Source organism: Pseudomonas qingdaonensis (genome assembly GCF_018398475.1).
GTDB classification, from domain to species: Bacteria; Pseudomonadota; Gammaproteobacteria; order Pseudomonadales; family Pseudomonadaceae; genus Aquipseudomonas; species Aquipseudomonas palmensis.
In genome coordinates this window covers 2,236,703-2,252,783 of record NZ_CP074676.1, presented here as the reverse complement: position 1 = coordinate 2,252,783, position 16,081 = coordinate 2,236,703, and the positions used below count along the sequence as shown (strand labels likewise).

At 65.9% G+C, this 16,081-nt stretch carries 16 protein-coding genes; 7 read left to right on the top strand and 9 right to left on the bottom strand.

The features are described 5' to 3' along the window. Positions 1-152 precede the first annotated feature (152 nt). Together KH389_RS10290 and KH389_RS10285 are read right to left on the bottom strand one after the other, a co-directional pair. Positions 153-1,565 carry a DOPA decarboxylase gene (locus KH389_RS10290; RefSeq protein ID WP_213607298.1) on the bottom strand — a complete coding sequence of 471 codons (1,413 nt, stop codon included), beginning with the start codon at positions 1,563-1,565 and terminating at the stop codon, positions 153-155. Positions 1,566-1,650: 85 nt separating this feature from the next. After that, a complete protein-coding gene (locus tag KH389_RS10285) occupies positions 1,651-2,595 on the bottom strand; it encodes a LysR family transcriptional regulator (protein WP_213607297.1) in 945 nt (314 codons plus the stop codon). 144 nt (positions 2,596-2,739) lie between these two features. Between KH389_RS10285 and KH389_RS10280 the strand changes: the two genes are divergently transcribed. Beyond that, positions 2,740-3,603 (top strand): LysR family transcriptional regulator, encoded by an 864-nt coding sequence (locus KH389_RS10280; RefSeq protein WP_116053531.1) that lies wholly within the window; start codon positions 2,740-2,742, stop codon positions 3,601-3,603. Here KH389_RS10280 and KH389_RS10275 read toward each other — a convergent pair. Together KH389_RS10275 and KH389_RS10270 are read right to left on the bottom strand one after the other, a co-directional pair. Then, positions 3,544-4,740 (bottom strand): HPP family protein, encoded by a 1,197-nt coding sequence (locus tag KH389_RS10275; RefSeq protein ID WP_213607296.1) that lies wholly within the window; start codon positions 4,738-4,740, stop codon positions 3,544-3,546. The genes KH389_RS10280 and KH389_RS10275 overlap by 60 nt on opposite strands. Positions 4,741-5,007: 267 nt before the next feature. Continuing rightward, complete coding sequence (locus tag KH389_RS10270) at positions 5,008-5,295, bottom strand: hypothetical protein (RefSeq protein WP_043861117.1); 288 nt, start codon at positions 5,293-5,295, stop codon at positions 5,008-5,010. A 268-nt stretch (positions 5,296-5,563) separates the two neighbouring features. On the opposite strand from KH389_RS10270, the gene KH389_RS10265 reads away from it, so the two are divergent. The 4 genes from KH389_RS10265 to ppk2 all read left to right on the top strand — a co-directional run bounded on the left by KH389_RS10265 (position 5,564) and on the right by ppk2 (position 10,370). Continuing rightward, positions 5,564-6,487: a hypothetical protein gene (locus KH389_RS10265; protein WP_078481092.1), complete on the top strand. Its 924-nt coding sequence runs from the start codon at positions 5,564-5,566 to the stop codon at positions 6,485-6,487. A gap of 283 nt (positions 6,488-6,770) precedes the next feature. Continuing rightward, on the top strand, positions 6,771-7,751 hold the full coding sequence (locus tag KH389_RS10260; RefSeq protein ID WP_078481093.1) for an aliphatic sulfonate ABC transporter substrate-binding protein: 981 nt from the start codon (positions 6,771-6,773) through the stop codon (positions 7,749-7,751). Positions 7,752-7,768: 17 nt separating this feature from the next. After that, positions 7,769-9,130, top strand: a complete 1,362-nt coding sequence (locus KH389_RS10255; protein WP_104572613.1) for an LLM class flavin-dependent oxidoreductase — start codon at positions 7,769-7,771, stop codon at positions 9,128-9,130. 205 nt (positions 9,131-9,335) lie between these two features. After that, a complete protein-coding gene (gene ppk2, locus KH389_RS10250) occupies positions 9,336-10,370 on the top strand; it encodes a polyphosphate kinase 2 (RefSeq protein WP_043861121.1) in 1,035 nt (344 codons plus the stop codon). Positions 10,371-10,411: 41 nt separating this feature from the next. On the opposite strand, the gene KH389_RS10245 is transcribed toward ppk2, so the two are convergent. From KH389_RS10245 to KH389_RS10235, 3 genes are all read right to left on the bottom strand, one after another. After that, the gene (locus KH389_RS10245) at positions 10,412-10,597 is read right to left on the bottom strand and encodes a DUF1289 domain-containing protein (protein ID WP_043861122.1); all 186 of its coding nucleotides are present in this window, start codon (positions 10,595-10,597) and stop codon (positions 10,412-10,414) included. Between the two features lie 9 nt (positions 10,598-10,606). Continuing rightward, positions 10,607-11,353, bottom strand: coding sequence for an SDR family oxidoreductase (locus KH389_RS10240; protein ID WP_213607295.1), 747 nt, complete (start codon positions 11,351-11,353; stop codon positions 10,607-10,609). A gap of 70 nt (positions 11,354-11,423) precedes the next feature. Further along, a complete protein-coding gene (locus tag KH389_RS10235; RefSeq protein WP_043861124.1) occupies positions 11,424-12,560 on the bottom strand; it encodes a sterol desaturase family protein in 1,137 nt (378 codons plus the stop codon). 268 nt (positions 12,561-12,828) lie between these two features. Between KH389_RS10235 and KH389_RS10230 the strand changes: the two genes are divergently transcribed. Both KH389_RS10230 and KH389_RS10225 read left to right on the top strand, forming a co-directional pair. Beyond that, the gene (locus tag KH389_RS10230; RefSeq protein WP_043861125.1) at positions 12,829-13,260 is read left to right on the top strand and encodes a DUF411 domain-containing protein; all 432 of its coding nucleotides are present in this window, start codon (positions 12,829-12,831) and stop codon (positions 13,258-13,260) included. A 10-nt stretch (positions 13,261-13,270) separates the two neighbouring features. Continuing rightward, complete coding sequence (locus KH389_RS10225; RefSeq protein WP_213607294.1) at positions 13,271-13,705, top strand: YqaA family protein; 435 nt, start codon at positions 13,271-13,273, stop codon at positions 13,703-13,705. A gap of 6 nt (positions 13,706-13,711) precedes the next feature. Here KH389_RS10225 and zapE read toward each other — a convergent pair whose 3' ends face one another. Continuing rightward, positions 13,712-14,821, bottom strand: coding sequence for a cell division protein ZapE (zapE, locus tag KH389_RS10220; RefSeq protein WP_213607293.1), 1,110 nt, complete (start codon positions 14,819-14,821; stop codon positions 13,712-13,714). A gap of 104 nt (positions 14,822-14,925) precedes the next feature. Beyond that, the gene (locus KH389_RS10215) at positions 14,926-16,074 is read right to left on the bottom strand and encodes a PQQ-dependent sugar dehydrogenase (protein ID WP_043861128.1); all 1,149 of its coding nucleotides are present in this window, start codon (positions 16,072-16,074) and stop codon (positions 14,926-14,928) included. Positions 16,075-16,081 lie beyond the last annotated feature (7 nt).

The window sequence follows — 16,081 nt, the reverse complement described above, 5'->3', positions numbered from 1 at the left end:
GCGGCGGATGCAGGGCCAGTATGGGATGGGTGTGACGGGGGGAAAATGCACCTTCCAGAGGCAAGGTTGTACTTTTCATGGGCCTCTTCGCCGGCAAGGCCGGCGCCTACTATCGGTAGGAGCCGGCCTTGCCAGCGAAGGGGCCGCAGGGATCAGCCCTTGACCACCTGCTGCAACCCCTCCCACAGCCTTGCCACATGCTCGCGCTCGGTGGGCAACGCGCCCACCGACACCCGCACCATCCACTGCCCGTTCAACGTCGCCGGGGTCACATACGCCGCGCCCGAGGCATTGAGCCGGTCGGCCCAGGCGCGGGTGTGGCGGTCCAGTGCCTCGCCTTCCAGCCCGCCAGGCTGGTGACGAATGCACAGGGTCTGCAACTGCACCGGCGCCAGCACCTCCCAGCCCGGGGCCGCACCTACCTGCTGTTCAAGCCAGCGAGCATTGCCCAGGTCGCGGCGCAGGCGTTGCTGCAAGCCTTCCACGCCTTCGCTGCGCAACATGAACCACAGCTTCAATGCACGGAACCTGCGCCCCAGCGGGATGCCCCAGTCGCGCAGGTTCTTCACTTCACCATCGACCGCCGACTGCAGGTAGCTGGGGTTGGTGCTCATCACACGGATCAGGTGCTGCGGGTCACGCACGAAATACAGCGAGCAGTCGAACGCCACCCCCAGCCATTTGTGCGCATTGACCACGATGGAGTCGGCCTGCTCGATGCCGGTCCACATCCAGCGGCATTCGGGCAGGATCATCGCCGAACCGGCCATGGCCGAGTCCACATGCAGCCACAGGCCATGGGCGCGGGCGATGCGGCCGATCGGTTCGAGCGGGTCGAGGGCGGTGGTGGCCGTGGTGCCGGTGGTGGCGACCACCGCGCACGGTTGCAGCCCTGCGGCAAGGTCCTGCTCGATGGCCGCTGCCAGCGCTTCAGGGCGCATGGCGAAGGCTTGGTCGACTTCGATGTAGCGGATGTTGTCCTTGCCGAAGCCGGCCAGCAGCGCGGCCTTGTCTACCGAGCTGTGGGCCTGGGCGCTGGTGTAGATCATCAGCGGCCGGGCCTGCGCTTGCAGGCCACCCTTGACCAGCGCGTAGTCGCTGGCGCGCTCGCGGGCGCAGATCAGCGCCACCAGCGTGCTGCTGGAGGCGGTGTCCTGGATCACCCCGCTCCAGGCACCGGACAGGCCGATCATCTGGCGCAGCCAGTCGACCGTGGTCTCCTCCAGCTCGCTCAGCGCCGGGCTCGACTGCCACGACAGGCCGAGCACGCCCAGGCCGGTGCTGAGAAAGTCGCCCAGCACCGAAGACAGCGTGCCGTTGGAGGGGAAGTAGCCGAAGAAGTCCGGGTGCTGCCAGTGCGACAGGCCGGGCATCACCAGCTGGTCCACGTCGGCGAGGATCTGCTCGAAAGGCTCGCCCTGCTGTGGCGCGGCCTGGGGCAAGGCATTCTTCAGGTAGCCCGGCTCGACCTGGGCCATGACCGGCCGGCTGGCGACATTGGCACGGTAATCGGCGATGCGGTCGATCAGTTGGTGACCTTGCTGGCGAAATTCTTCTGGGCTCACGCGCTGGCTCCTGTGGGGGTGATTGCAGTGCCAGCGAGTCTAGGCGCTGGCTGGCCGCTGAAACACGCCGCGCCGCGCATAGCTGCTATGGCGAATCCACATAGCTGCCGGTGACGCCGAACTGCGACTGCTGCCACAGCTCGAACACCTGCGCACGAAACCAGCGGTGCTCGGCCGAAGCCTGCAGGCGCTGGTGCCACACCACCCAGTAGCGCTGGGTATGTTCGACGAACGCCAGCGGGCACCACACCACCGGGTGCAGGCGGCTGAGCTGGCGGGCGATGTGTTCGGGCACGGTGACCAGTGTCTGGCTGGCGCACACCACCTGCACCGCCGCCGAGAAGAACGGCACCTGCAGGGTGATGCGCCGGGCAAGGCCCTGGCCGCGCAGGTGGCGGTCGATGAAGCTGTCCTTGTCGCCGCCGCCACAGATGCGCACGTGCCCCCAGGCCAGGTAGTTATCCTGGCTCAGCTCGGCGTGCCGGGCCAGCGGGTGTTCGCGGTGCATCAGGCACACCGCGCGATCCTCGCCGAGCATGCGCCCGTGCAGGTTGGCCGGGGCGCTGTCGAACAGCGTGGTGGCCAGGTCGATTTCACCGCTGGCCAGGCGTTCGAACTGGTCCGGCGACCAGCTGCGGTAGTCGATCGACACCCCCGGCGCCTGCTCGGCCAGGCGGCTGACCAGCAATGGCAGCATGTGTTCGGCGATGTAGTCGGAGGCGGCCAGGCAGAATCGCCGCTCGCAGCGCTGCGGGCTGAAGGCCTCGGGTTGGCGCAGGGCGTCGAGCTCGCCCAGTACCTGGCGCAGGGGCAGCACCAGCGCCTGGGCCCGTTCGCTGAGTACATAGCCGCGGCCCTGGCGAACCAGCAGCGGGTCGTCGAAGGCTTCGCGCATGTGCGCCAACTGGCGGCTGAGCACCGACTGGCTGCTGCCCAGGCGCTCGGCGGCATGGCTGAGGTTCTTGAGCTGCAACAGCGTGTCGAGGGTACGCAGGTGCGCAAGGCTCAACGAGGCGAAGGTGGGGTTCAAGGCGCGCTCCGGCGGTGTAGTCGCCCTAGGCTAAGGGGTTTTGTGCCTGACGCAAAATCCGTTGCGTGGCCTTCGCCGGCAAGGCCGGCTCCTACAAGGGCACTGAAAGCTCTAGACTGTGCACTGGTAGAACACGAGGCCCCCATGGATATCGACCTGGCGCGTACCTTCATCGAAATCGTGCGCAGCGGCAGCCTGGTGGCCGCCGCAGAGCACCTGCACGTGACCCAGACCGCAATCAGCGCGCGGGTGCAGAAGCTCGAGCAGTTGCTCGGTTGCCAATTGTTCGTGCGCAGCCGCAACGGCGCCAGCCTGACCGCCGACGGCAAGGGCTTCGTGGCCTACGCCAACCAGCTGGTGCACACCTGGGAGGCGGCGCGCCGCGACCTGCCGTTGCCCGCCGGCGGCTACCAGGTGCTGCACATCGGCGGCGAGGTCAGCCTGTGCAACCCGCTGCTGCTGGACTGGGTTCGCGTACTGCATCAGGAGGTGCCCAGCCATGCCATCCGCAGCGAGGTGGGCGACAGCGACACGCTGCTGCGCAAACTGGACATGGGCCTGCTGGATGCCGCGCTGGTGTACCAGCCGGGGTACGGCCCGGGGGTGCAGGTGGAGCAATTGCTGGAAGAGAAGCTGGTGTGCGTGCGCCGTGCCGGCCAGCCCGAGCCGTATATCTACATCGACTGGGGCGAGGCGTTCCGCCGCCAGCATGACGCGGCGCTGCCCGAGCACGCGCGCCCTGCCTTGAGCTTCAACCTCGGCCCGATGGCCTTGCAGTACATCCTCGAACACGGCGGCAGCGGCTACTTTCGCGCCCGCGTGGTGCAGAGCTACCTGGACTGCGGCGTGCTCGAACGGGTGCCGCAGGCGCCGGAATTCACCTACCCGACCTACCTGGTGTACGCCCGCGAGCGCGACTCGGCAGCGCTGCAACAGGCGTTTGGCCTGTTACGCGGCGTGGTCGCGGGGGACAGTGACTGGTCCCAGCGCTGGGACCCGCTGATCTAGACCGGCCTGCTCGCGCTGCAGCAGTTGCTGGTGCAGCGCGCCGATCAGGTCGGTCTGGGTGACCACCCCGACCAGTTGCCCGGCCTCGAGCACCGGCAGGCAATGCAGGCCCTGGTCGCACAGCAGCGGGATCAGGGCCACCGCCGGTTCGTCGCTGTTCACGCTGCGTACCGGATTGGTCATGACCTGTTCCAGGCGCACCGGGCGACGCCGGCCGAACAGCGCGCGCCAGCTGAAACGGCGTGCGGCCATTGCCGAATCGAGCAGGTCGCCGACGCTGACGATACCCACCAGCTGGCGCGCCTCGTCGAGCACGGGGAGGATCTTCAGGCGATGCTCGCCCAGCATCTTGAAGGCTTGCTCAAGCGTGGTGTCCGGGCTGGCGGACTGCACGTCGCGCGACATCACCCGGGCAGCCGTCATGCCGCCCAGGCTGCGCTGCAAGGCATGGCGCTCGGTGGCCAGGATGATGCGCTCCAGATCATCACGGGTCACGTCGACGAACTCGCCCAGTTCATTCAATGCGCGGTCCAGGTCGCCGGCACTCACCCCTACCCGCTCGCTCACGGGCGCATCCTGGGTACGGTGCAGGTCGGGCCGCGGGGCGACGATCTTGGGGTAGCGCACGCCGGTCAGGCGGTTGTACACCACTGCCACCAGCAGCAGGCACAGGGCATTGAGCAGCACCGGCTCGACCACCTGGGCGCCCAGGCTCGCCAGCGACGGGTCGGCCATCGCCAGGCTGACCGCCAGTGCCGCGCCCGGCGGGTGCAGGCAGCGCAGCAGGCACATCAGCAGCACCACCAGCACCAGCGCCATGCACACCACCACCAGGCTCGCGCCCAGCCAGTGGTGCAGCACCAGGCCCACCAGCATCGCGCAGCTGTAGCTGCCCAGCAGCGGCCAGGGCTGCGACAGTGCGCCCGAGGACACCCCGAACAGCAGCACCGCCGACGCAGCCAGCGGGGCCATCAGGTGCAGGGTGACGGCGTTGCCGAACAGCACGCTGCACAGCCCGCCGGCCACCAGCAGGCCGAGCACGGCGCCAAGGCCGGCCCGCAGCCACTCTTTGGGCGGGATATGCAACGCGGCGGGGATGAAGCGATCGAGCCAGTTGTTCAGACGGCGGGTGGGCATGCGACGACCTGGTACCTGTTGAAATAAAAGAAGCCCGCCCAAGACGAGGGGGCTTTGTATCGCGAGGGGGCAATACGCAAAGGGCTCCGTCCCTGGAGATGGAAATCCGGGGGTTCGGATGCGCGCAGTCTGAACAAAAGCGGGGATGGGCTCCAACGCAAAAAAATGCAGCTTGAGTGCAATTATTTTGCTGGATGAGCCGGCGGGAGGGTTATGGCAGGAACGCAAGGCTGCGCTCCTGCCGCTGACCGGGCCTGAACGGCCGAATCAGCCAAGCAGTGCCGGGTCGATGCCATCGCAGTCGAAGGCGATGTAGCCACCCACTTCATCGGCCCTGCCATCGGTGATCTCGCCGTGATAGGACAGGCCGTTGCTCAGGGTGACGCAGATGTGGGTGGGGTCCTGCGGGGCGTCCAGCTTGCCGTTGAACTCGACCGTGAAGCGGGTTTCGCCATCGACCTTCAACCCGATCAACACATTGGCATTGTCCACGGCCTCGGTCTCCTTGCCTGCGTATTCGGCGCTGACGGTCACGGTGGCGGTGTCTTGATACATGCTAGAGCTCCAACGGCAGGAATGCGTGACGCCCACTGGCGCCAACCGGCGGCTAGGGTAAGCCACCAGGCGGGGTGTGGGGAATCCCCGTCGGGCGCAAGGTTGCAATTTGCATGAGGCAAAACGGGCACTCATGCAGGCTGCATGGCCTTAGGACGGTTCGGTTTTACAACTGATTGATTTTGAAAGGATAAATATTTCGTAGCATTTGGCACAGCAACTGCTCTACAGGAGGGGGAAGACCCATTTCATGACTGGAGCACCAACAATGATTACAAGTGCCGATACCTACGCCGTCCCCGCGGGGGACACCTCCAGCCACTCAGGGGTGTCCTGGGCGGCCATCTTCGCCGGTGCCACCGGTGCCGCCGCACTGTCGCTGATCCTTATCGTGCTGGGCTTCGGCCTGGGGTTCTCGGCTGTCTCGCCGTGGCCGGGTGATGGCGCCACGGCCAAGCAACTGGGTATTTCGAGCATCGTGTGGCTGGCGCTGACGCAGATCATTGCCTCGGGCCTGGGCGGCTACATCGCCGGGCGGCTGCGGGTCAAATGGGCCAACCTGCATAGCGATGAAGTGTATTTCCGCGATACCGCCCACGGCTTCCTGGCCTGGGCCTTTGCCACGCTGGTAACTGCGGTGCTGGTGGTGGGTTCGGTGAGCTCGGTGGTGAGCGGCGGCGTCCAGGCCGGCGCGATGGCGGCCTCTGGCGTGGCTGCGGCCGGTGCCGGCGCGGCTGCCAACAGCAGTAAGGCGAGCAATGACGATTCGGCCTACTTCATCGACATGCTGTTCCGTGACGAACGCCCGGTGGCGGTCACCGATGACGCGGCCCACGGCATTGCCGCGCGCATCTTCGTGCGTGGCCTGGCCGACGGCCAGCTGAACGCCGAAGACCGTGCCTACCTGGCCAACGTGATTGCCCAGCGCACCCAGATCAGCCAGGCAGAAGCCGAACAGCGCATCGACACCGTGTTCGCCGAAGCCCGCCAGGCCATCGAAGAGGCCAAGCAACTGGCCGACGCCGCACGCAAGGCCGCTGCCGCCTCTGCGCTGTGGATGTTCGTGGCGCTGCTGTGCGGCGCGTTCTTCGCCAGCCTGTTCGCCATCTGGGGTGGCCGTCGCCGTGATGCCGCCGTGTTCCTGACGGCAGACCCGGTGCGCGTCGACCCCACCACTGCCCGTACCCTCTGACAGGAGATTCACCATGCGCTCGATACTGCTGTTCTTCCTCGGTGTGCCTATCCCGATCATCATTCTGATTGCCTTGTTCATGCATTGATGCACACACAAAGCCCCCGACCCGTCGGGGGCTTTTTTGTGGGCGACTGGCACGGCCGATAAATTCAAAAAGGATATAAAAATAACTATTTGTTCTAACTAAAAGTAATAAAAAAATTGCACTCCGCGGGCGTCAGCCTTTACTTTCAGGCCCTACCAGAAAACACCTGACGAACCCGCCTGCGGAGCCCTCACCATGTCCAACAAACCTCCTTCGACCCTGCGCCGCCTGCTGCTTGGCGGTGCCTTTGCCGCGCTCGCCAGCCTGGTACTGCCTGGCCCGGCCGCCTACGCCGAACCGACCAAGAACCTGCGTATCGGCTACCAGAAGTTCAACAGCGTCAACATTCTCAAGGGCTCCGGCGCCCTGGAAAAAGCCCTGGCACCGCAAGGCATCAAGGTCAGCTGGTACGAGTTCGCCGCCGGCCCGCAGTTGCTCGAGGCCCTGAGCACCGGCGCCATCGACCTGGGGCACGCCGCCGATGCGCCCTCGGTGTTCGCCCAAGCGTCGGGCAAGTCGGTGGTGTACCTGGCCGCCGAACAGCCCTACCCGCGCGGCATCGGCATTGTGGTGCGCGAGCAGGACAAGGTCGCCGATATCGCCGCCCTCAAGGGCCAGCGCGTGGCCACCGGTCGCGGCTGGAATGCCCAGTATCTGCTGGCCGTGGCCCTGCAGGACACCGGCCTGAGCTACAAGGACATCGACCCGGCCTACGTCAACAACGCCGCCGATGCCGTGGCCGCCCTGCAATCGGGCAGCGTCAAGGCCGTGACCCTGTGGGACCCCTTCCTCGCCGCAGCGGAAAAACAACCCGGCCTCAAGACCCTGCGCGACGGTACCGGGCTGACCAACAACCGCACCTTCTACCTGTCTTCGCCAGCCTTTGCCGACGAGAACCGTGGTGTGCTCAAGACCTTCTTCACCGAGCTGGGCAAGGTCAGCAACTGGGCCAACGCAAAACCCAAGGAAGTGGCGGCCCTGCTGGCTCCGCAACTGGGTATCGGCGCCGACGTGCTGGAAGTGGCCAGCGAGCGTCGCAACTACAACGCGGTGGCCATCACCCCCGAGATCACGGCCGAACAGCAGAAGCTGGCGGACACCTTCCAGGGCCTGGGCCTGATTCCCAAGCCGCTCAAGGTCGCCGACGCCGTGTACCCCGTCTCCGTACTGCCTTGACCGCGAGCGATTCGAGCATGTCCAAGCCCATCCGTTTCAACGCCTTCAGCATGAACGCCGCCACGCACCAGTCGCCGGGGCTGTGGCGCCACCCACGCAACACCAGCAGCGATTTCAATCGCCTGAGCTACTGGACCGGGCTGGCCAGGCTGCTGGAGCGCGGACGTTTCGACGCGCTGTTCATCGCGGATGTGCTGGGCGTGTACGACGTGTACCAGGGCAGCCACGACGCAGCCCTGCGCGGCGGCGTGCAGGTACCGGTGAACGATCCGTTGCTGATCGTGCCGGCCATGGCCGGGGTCACCGAGCACCTGGGCTTCGGCATCACCTTCAGCCTCACCTATGAGCACCCGTACCCGTTCGCCCGGCGCATGTCGACCCTCGATCACCTGAGCGACGGGCGGGTGGGCTGGAACATCGTCACCGGCTACCTGGACAGCGCCGCGCGCAACCTGGGGCTGGCCCGACAGCTGGCCCACGACGAGCGTTACGAGCTGGCCGAGGAGTACCTGCAGGTGCTCTACAAGCTGTGGGAGAAGAGCTGGGACGACGATGCGGTGGTCCGCGACCGGGCCCGCGGGGTGTTCGTGGAGCCTGCGCGGGTGCACCCGATCGGGCATGCCGGTGCGCACTTCCAGGTGCCTGGCGTACACCTGAGCGAACCATCGCCACAACGCACCCCGGTGCTGTTCCAGGCCGGCGCCTCGGCACGCGGGCAGCGCTTTGCCGCTACCCACGCCGAATGCGTGTTCATCAGCGGCCCGACCCAGACGGTATTGCGCAGCTATGTGGACGGCATTCGCCAGGCCACGCGCGAGGCCGGGCGCCAGGAAGGCGAGGTGCTGATATACGCGCAGGCGCTGCTGATCGTGGGTGACACGCGCGAAGCGGCCCAGGCCAGGCTGGACGAGTACCGCCAGTACGTGGATATCGAGGCGGCGCTGGCCTTGCTGTCGGGCTGGACCGGGATCGATTTTTCCAACCTGGAGCCGGATGCGCTGATCGAGTACATCGAAAACGATGCCGGGCGCACGGCGCTGGCCGCCTTTACCAGGTCGGACCCGAACCGGCGCTGGACCGTGCGCGAGGCGGCGGAGTTCGTCAGCCTGGGCGGGCGTGGCCCGGTGCTGCTGGGGTCGCCGGTGGAGATTGCCGACCAGCTGGAGCAATGGCTGGATGCCACCGGCATCGACGGCTTCAACCTCACCTACGCGGTGGTGCCGGATGACCTGCAGGCGGTGGTCGACACGGTGGTGCCGGAACTGCAGCGGCGCGGGCGCTATCGCACCGAGTATGAGGCGGGCACCTTGCGCCACAAGCTGTTCGGGCGTGGAGACCGGTTGCCGGCTGAGCATGCGGGGCGGTTGGTGCAGATCTGAAACCGTGCCGTCTGCAATCGCGGGTCAAGCCCGCTCCCACAGGTTCGACGGTTTCTGTGGGAGCGGGCTTGACCCGCGATTGCAGCACCACCGTTACCGCGTGATATATGGCCACTTGCCTCCACGCTATTGACCAGGATCAACAGATCGCAAAATCACACTCCTACACTAGATAGAGGAAATCAGAACGCAAAACAGGCCCACCATGAGCGAAGAATCCACCGTACACCCCCTGCCCCTGCCATCCGCCTCGTCCAACGACAGCAGTTCGCCGGCCACGCCCAAAGCGGCCGTCACTCGTTCGCGCCGCCCACGCGCCCCGCGCAAGCCTGCTCAGGTGATCCCTGCCGAAATCGAAATCAGTGCCATCAGCCACGAGCCTGCCGCGCTGCAGGTCGCCAGTGCGCCGCGTCGCGGCTCCAACGAAGACAGCGTGTCTGCCGCCCTGCCCGCCAATTACCCCTACCGCAACCGCATGCGCCGCGCCGAGTACGAAAAGGCCAAGCATGAATTGCAGATAGAGCTGCTGAAGGTACAGAACTGGGTAAAAGCCACCGGCCAGCGCATCGTGGTGCTGTTCGAAGGCCGCGATGCCGCCGGCAAGGGCGGCACCATCAAGCGCTTCATGGAGCACCTGAACCCGCGTGGCGCACGTATCGTGGCCCTGGAAAAACCTTCCGACCAGGAGAAGGGCCAGTGGTACTTCCAGCGCTATATCCAGCACCTGCCCACCGCCGGTGAAATGGTCTTCTTCGACCGCTCCTGGTACAACCGCGCCGGCGTCGAGCGGGTGATGGACTTCTGCACGCCGATGCAGTACCTGGAGTTCATGCGTCAGACCCCGGAGCTGGAACGCATGCTGTGCAACAGCGGCATCCTGCTGTTCAAGTTCTGGTTCTCGGTGAACCGCGAAGAGCAACTGCGCCGGTTCATCTCGCGCCGTGACGACCCGCTCAAGCACTGGAAGCTCTCGCCCATCGACATCAAGTCGCTGGACAAGTGGGACGAGTACACCGCCGCCAAGGAGGCGATGTACTTCCACACCGATACTGCCGATGCACCGTGGACCGTGATCAAGTCGGACGACAAGAAGCGGGCGCGCCTGAACTGCATCCGCCACTTCCTGCACACGCTGGACTACCCCGACAAGGACCCGAAAGTCGCCCACCAGCCCGACCCGTTGCTGGTCGGCCGCGCCTCGCGCGGGCTGGAGGAAGAGGACCTGGTCAACACCCACTGACCACCGCTGGGGGCGCGTCAGGATGGCGCGCTACCTGCGGCCTAGCGCTTGTTTTTCTTCTTCAGGGCCTTCAGGCGCTTGGCCGCCCGCTCCACCGTGGCCATTTTCTCGGGCCGCTTCATGCGCTTCCACTGCTTGATCTCGTCCTTGCTGCGCCCGCAGCTCACGCACAGCTCGCCGCTGAGCTTGCACGCCGAGATGCACGGGTTGTCGATATCCTTGGCCATGCTGCGCGCTCAGCGCCCACCGCCCAGGTCGATGAAGCTGCCGGTGGTGTAGGAGGCCTTGTCCGACAGCAGCCACAGGATCGCTTCGGCCACTTCGGCCGCCTGCCCGCCACGGCCCATGGGGATGCCCGGTTCCAGCTTGTGGACCCGCTCGGCATCGCCGCTGAGGGCATGGAAGTCGGTGAAGATGTAGCCCGGCCGTACGCCATTGACACGCACGCCCTCGCCCGCCACTTCCTTGGCCAGGCCCAGGGTGAAGGTGTCCAGCGCGCCCTTGGAGGCGGCGTAGTCGACATACTCGTTGGGCGAACCCAACCGCGCGGCCACCGATGACACGTTGACGATGGCACCGCCCGGCCCGCCATGGCGGGTCGACATGCGTTGCAGCGCATGCCTGGCGCACAGCATCGGCCCCACCACGTTGGTTTTCATCAGCTTGAGCAGGCGAAACTCGGACATCTCTTCCACCCGGCTCTGGTGGCCGATGGTGCCGGCGTTGTTGACCAGCGCCGTGACCAGGCCCAGTTCCTTGTCGACACGCTGGAACAGCTGGATGATTTCATCCTCGACGCTGACATCGGCGCGCACCGTGATCGCCTCGGCACCCAGCGCGCGCACCTGCTCCAGCACGCGATGGGCCGAGGCGTCATCGGCAAGGTAGTTGATGCAGATGCGGTAGCCGGCCCGCGCAGCGGCCAGCGCAGTGGCCGCGCCAATGCCGCGACCGGCGCCGGTAATGATGATCACGTTGTCCATGGATACTCCTGGCCCCAATGCCGTTCACCCGGCAAGGCTAACGCAGCATGGGGCAGCGGGCAAAGGGCTATCAGGCCTTGGGCTCGGGCTTTTGCAGCGGGTACAGGTGCTGGCGCACGATGCCTTCGGGCAGGTCCTTGCCGAACACGCCGTAGCGGGTCGGCCATTCCTTGCGCGGCAGCTTGAAGGTGCCGAACAGCATGTCGACCAGGGGCAGGTGGATCGCGTAGTTCTTGTAGATGTAGTCCTTGTGCCGGGCATGGTGCCAGTGGTGGTAGCGCGGCATCACCAGCACGTAGTTCAGCCACCCGCCGTCGATTCGCACGTTGGCATGCGCCAGCACCGCCTGCACGCCCACCAGGATCACGTAGGCATTCATCGCCTGCGGCGAGAAGCCCAGCAGGATCAGCGGTACCAGCACGCCGGTGCGGGTCAGCAGGATTTCGGCGAAATGGATGCGCGAGCCGGCCAGCCAGTCCATCGCGGTGCTGGAATGGTGCACCGCATGGAAGCGCCACATCCACGGCACCACGTGGTACAGGCGGTGCAGCCAGTACTGCCCCAGGTCGGCGACGAACACCGCTAGCACGAACTGCACCACGATCGGCAGGCTCTGCACCTTGGCCTGCAGCGTTTCGGACACCACCCAGCCGGCCAGCCAGGTGGACGAGGCGGTGACGAAGATCAGGATGAACTGCACCAGCATGTGGCTGACGAAGAAGTAGCTCAGGTCGGTGCGCCACTGCGGGCGCAGGATGTTCTGCTGTGGGTCCTTGGCGTAGAGCTTTTCCAGCGGGATGAAGATGATCGCCGAAACCAGCAGCGCCAGCACGAACCAGTCAAGGCCAAGGGAATACGGGGTTTGACCGATGGTTTCGGTCTGAATGTTGGTGCCGCCCAGAAACACGGCCAGGCCCGCCGCGCTGATGCCGGTGAAGCCCAGGCGCTTGCGCCGGTTGAGCAGGATGTTGAGGGTGCCCAGGCTGAAAGCCAGCACCAGCCCGGCCAGCAGCAGGGTGCGGGCGAACTGCTCGCTGTAGACTTTGCGGAACTCGCCAAAGGTCAGCCACTGCGGGAACAGAAAGCACAGCACCGCCAGCAGGCTGAGCAAGCCGAGCATGGCCGACAGGTAGCCGCTGATACGCCCTTCACCGAACCGGAACGGCTCGTGCCCGTGACGCTTGAAGTAGGCCTTGAGTGCCTGCATGGGTCATGTTTCCTTGATTGACTGTGGTACTCCATCACCGATGGTCGCCCTGACCAGGCACGACGCCATCGTTTGGGGTTAGAGGAGCGAGTGCTCCCACAGGTCACGCAGGCAGTGTCCTACCTTACAAATCTGTAATGCAGCGCTCAGTCTGGCGACAGCTTCACCCGGCTATGCTCCAGCCATGAGCCCGGTTACCCTGTTGCACTGACCGACCACCGATCATTCGAGACGCGGGTTGCCCTGACGGCGGCCCCGGAGATCCACGATGCTGAAAAAGAATTTCGTTGCCTTCGGCCTGCTGGCCATGAGTGCGCTGGCCCAGGCCGGCCAGACCATCGATGTGTACCGCGACCCCAACTGCGGTTGCTGCAAGGAATGGATCAGCCACCTGCGCGACAACGGCTTTAGCGTGAATGACCATGTGGAGCCGAACATGAGTGCAGTCAAGCAGCGCCTGGGCGTGGCGCCGCGCCTGGCGTCGTGCCACACCGGGGTGATCGACGGCAAGTTCGTCGAGGGCCATGTGCCGGCCGAGCAGATCCAGCTGCTGGCCAAGCGTCCCGACCTGCGCGGCCTGGCCGTGCCGGGCATGCCGATGGGCTCGCCAGGCATGGAGATGGGCGATCACAAGGATGCCTACCAGGTCATCGGCCTGACCCGCGACGGCACCGACGAAGTGGTCGCCAACTACCCGTGAGCACGGCGCCATGCTGAGCGGCTGGGGGCTGTTCCTCAGCGCCTTTGGCGCCGCCACCCTGCTGCCGTTGCAGTCCGAGGCGGTATTGGTCGGGCTGCTGCTGCACGAACCTGATGCCTGGTTGCTGCTGCTGGCGATTGCCACCGCCGGCAATGTACTGGGCTCGGTGGTCAACTGGCTGCTGGGTCGGGGTATCGAGCACTTGCGCGACAAGCGCTGGTTTCCGTTCAGCCAGGCCCAGCTGGACAAGGCCCAGCAGCGCTACCGGCGCTATGGCCAGTGGTCGCTGCTGTTGAGCTGGATGCCGGTGATCGGCGACCCGCTGACGCTGATCGCCGGGATCATGCGCGAGCCATTCTGGCGTTTCATGCTGCTGGTGACCGTGGCCAAGGCCGGGCGTTACCTGGTGCTGGTGCTGCTGACCCTGGGCTGGGTGCACAGCTGAGCGGCTTCAGCAGAAGCGTTGCAGTTGCATCTCGCGCAGCCGGCTGAGGGTGCGGCGGAACGGGAACTCCAGGTAGCCTTCGGTATACAGCGCCTCGAGTGCCACCTCGGCCTCCACGTACAGCGCCACGCGGCGGTCATAGCATTCATCGACCAGCGCGATGAAGCGCCGCACGCTGTCGTCGTGAATCGACAGCTGCGGCAGTTCGCGATCCCCCGCCACTACCCGCTCGGCGCCGTCCTCGGTGCCGCGGGCGATTCTGCCCGGTCGTTGCCGGGCCCCGAGTGCAGGCACCTCGCCCAGCAGAATGACCTTGAAGCGATCACACAGGGCCATGAAGTCCATGGCGGCCAGGGGCTGCTCGCACAGTTCGTTGTAAGTGCACCACACCGCCGAGGTGCTGCGTCGCACCACCTTGACCGTGCGGTAGCCCAGGCTCAGGTCCTCGCGGGTGACCGGTTCACCCGCGCTCGACTGCTCGAACACCTGGCCCAGCGCGCTGGGCTGGCCCGGCTGGCGCACCCAGTAGCGTTGCAGTTCGGCACCGGGATGCAGGCGATGGTCCTGGCCGCCGTCCACCGCCACCACGTGCATGTGCCGCTCGATGGCGGCAATCGCCGGCACGAAGCGTTCGCGATTGAAACCGTCGGCGTAGAGCTGCGCCGGCGGCTGGTTGGAGGTGGCGACGATGACCACGCCGCTGTCGAACAGCACCTGGAACAGGCGACCGAGAATGATGGCGTCACCGATGTCGTTGACGAACAGTTCGTCGAAGCACAGCACGCGAATCTCTTCGGCCAGGCCGTGGGCAAGGGCCTGCAAGGGGTCGGCGGTGCCGTTGAGCTGGAACAGGCGCTGATGCACCCAGCGCATGAAGTGGTGAAAGTGCTGGCGGCGGGCGGGCACCTGCAGGCAGCGGTGGAACTGGTCCATGAGCCAGGTCTTGCCGCGCCCGACCGGGCCCCACAGGTATACCCCACGCGCCACCTCGCCGCGCTCAAGAGCCTCGAAGCAGGCTTGAAGGCAGTCGACGGCATGCTGCTGCGCAGCGTCGGGGACAAAGCCATTGAGCTCGATGGATTGCTGGTACAACGACAGCGGGGTGAGGCTGGACATGCCGGGGGCCTGTGCGGAAAAAGGCCAAGGGTAGCATCAGTGACGTTTGCGGGGCGTCCTTCGCCTGCAGCAGCCGGCCTTGCCGGCGAAGCACGCGCCGCCGCTTACTGCGTCAGGCCCACCTTCAGCAGCGCACCGTCACTCTCGTCGGTCAGCACATAGAGAAAGCCGTCCGGCCCCACCCGCACATCGCGAATACGCGCATTCAACTGCCCAAGCAGGCGCTCTTCATGCACCACCTTGTCGCCATCCAGTTGCAGGCGGATCAGCTCCTGGGCGGCCAGCGCGCCGATGAACAGGTTGTGGTCCCAGGCCTTGAAACGCGGGTTGTCGTAGAACGCCATGCCGCTGATGGCCGGGGACTTCTCCCACACGTGCAGCGGGTCCACCGCGCCCTCGACGCGCTTGCCCTTGGCCTCGGGTATCGGCAGCAGCGAGTAGTTGATGCCGTGCGTCGCCAGGGGCCAGCCGTAGTTCTTGCCCGGCTTGGGAATGTTGATCTCGTCGCCGCCGCGAGGCCCGTGCTCGTTGGTCCACAGTTCGCCTGTCCACGGGTTCAATGCCGCGCCCTGCTGGTTGCGATGGCCATACGACCAGATCTCGGGGCGCACGTTGCTCTGGCCGACAAAGGGGTTGTCCTTGGGCACCTGGCCGTCGGGCAGGATGCGCACCACCTTGCCCTGCAGCTTGTCCAGGTCCTGGGCGGTGGGCCGCTGGTTGTTCTCGCCCAGGGCGATGAACAGGTAGCCGTCGCGGTCGAACACCAGCCGCGAACCGAAGTGGTTGCCGCTGGACAGCTTGGGCTGCTGACGGAAGATCACGTTGAAGTCGTCCAGGCGCAGGTTGTCGCTCGACAGGCGGCCGCGCCCCACGGTAGTACCGGCCGTGTCGCCATCACCCCCGCCTTCGGCATACGAGAGGTAGACCATGCGGTCCTGCTCGAACTGCGGCGACAGCGCCACGTCGAGCAACCCGCCCTGCCCCTTGGCCCACACCTGCGGCACGCCGCTCAACGGCGAACCGACCTTGCCGTCGGCACTGATGATGCGCAGGTTGCCCTGGCGCTCGGTCACCAGCATGCCCTGCCCGTCGGGCAGGAACGCCAGCGCCCATGGGTTCTTCAGCCCCTCGGCCAGGGTACTGACGGTGAGCTGGCCTTCTTCGCTGGGGAAGGTGCGCTCGGGGGCGGCGGTGGCGGTCAGCGGCAACAGCGCCGCAGCGCAGAGGGAGAGTAGCCAGGTACGTGATGACATGCAGGGT

Coding starts and splice junctions, on each gene's coding strand:
- KH389_RS10275 (WP_213607296.1), bottom strand. CDS start 4,740: ATGCCCACCCGCCGTCTGAACAACTGGCTCGATCGCTTCATCCCCGCC.
- ppk2 (WP_043861121.1), top strand. CDS start 9,336: ATGAGCGAAGAATCCACCGTACACCCCCTGCCCCTGCCATCCGCCTCG.
- KH389_RS10280 (WP_116053531.1), top strand. CDS start 2,740: ATGGATATCGACCTGGCGCGTACCTTCATCGAAATCGTGCGCAGCGGC.
- KH389_RS10240 (WP_213607295.1), bottom strand. CDS start 11,353: ATGGACAACGTGATCATCATTACCGGCGCCGGTCGCGGCATTGGCGCG.
- KH389_RS10260 (WP_078481093.1), top strand. CDS start 6,771: ATGTCCAACAAACCTCCTTCGACCCTGCGCCGCCTGCTGCTTGGCGGT.
- KH389_RS10235 (WP_043861124.1), bottom strand. CDS start 12,560: ATGCAGGCACTCAAGGCCTACTTCAAGCGTCACGGGCACGAGCCGTTC.
- KH389_RS10225 (WP_213607294.1), top strand. CDS start 13,271: ATGCTGAGCGGCTGGGGGCTGTTCCTCAGCGCCTTTGGCGCCGCCACC.
- KH389_RS10230 (WP_043861125.1), top strand. CDS start 12,829: ATGCTGAAAAAGAATTTCGTTGCCTTCGGCCTGCTGGCCATGAGTGCG.
- zapE (WP_213607293.1), bottom strand. CDS start 14,821: ATGTCCAGCCTCACCCCGCTGTCGTTGTACCAGCAATCCATCGAGCTC.
- KH389_RS10265 (WP_078481092.1), top strand. CDS start 5,564: ATGATTACAAGTGCCGATACCTACGCCGTCCCCGCGGGGGACACCTCC.
- KH389_RS10270 (WP_043861117.1), bottom strand. CDS start 5,295: ATGTATCAAGACACCGCCACCGTGACCGTCAGCGCCGAATACGCAGGC.
- KH389_RS10255 (WP_104572613.1), top strand. CDS start 7,769: ATGTCCAAGCCCATCCGTTTCAACGCCTTCAGCATGAACGCCGCCACG.
- KH389_RS10215 (WP_043861128.1), bottom strand. CDS start 16,074: ATGTCATCACGTACCTGGCTACTCTCCCTCTGCGCTGCGGCGCTGTTG.
- KH389_RS10245 (WP_043861122.1), bottom strand. CDS start 10,597: ATGGCCAAGGATATCGACAACCCGTGCATCTCGGCGTGCAAGCTCAGC.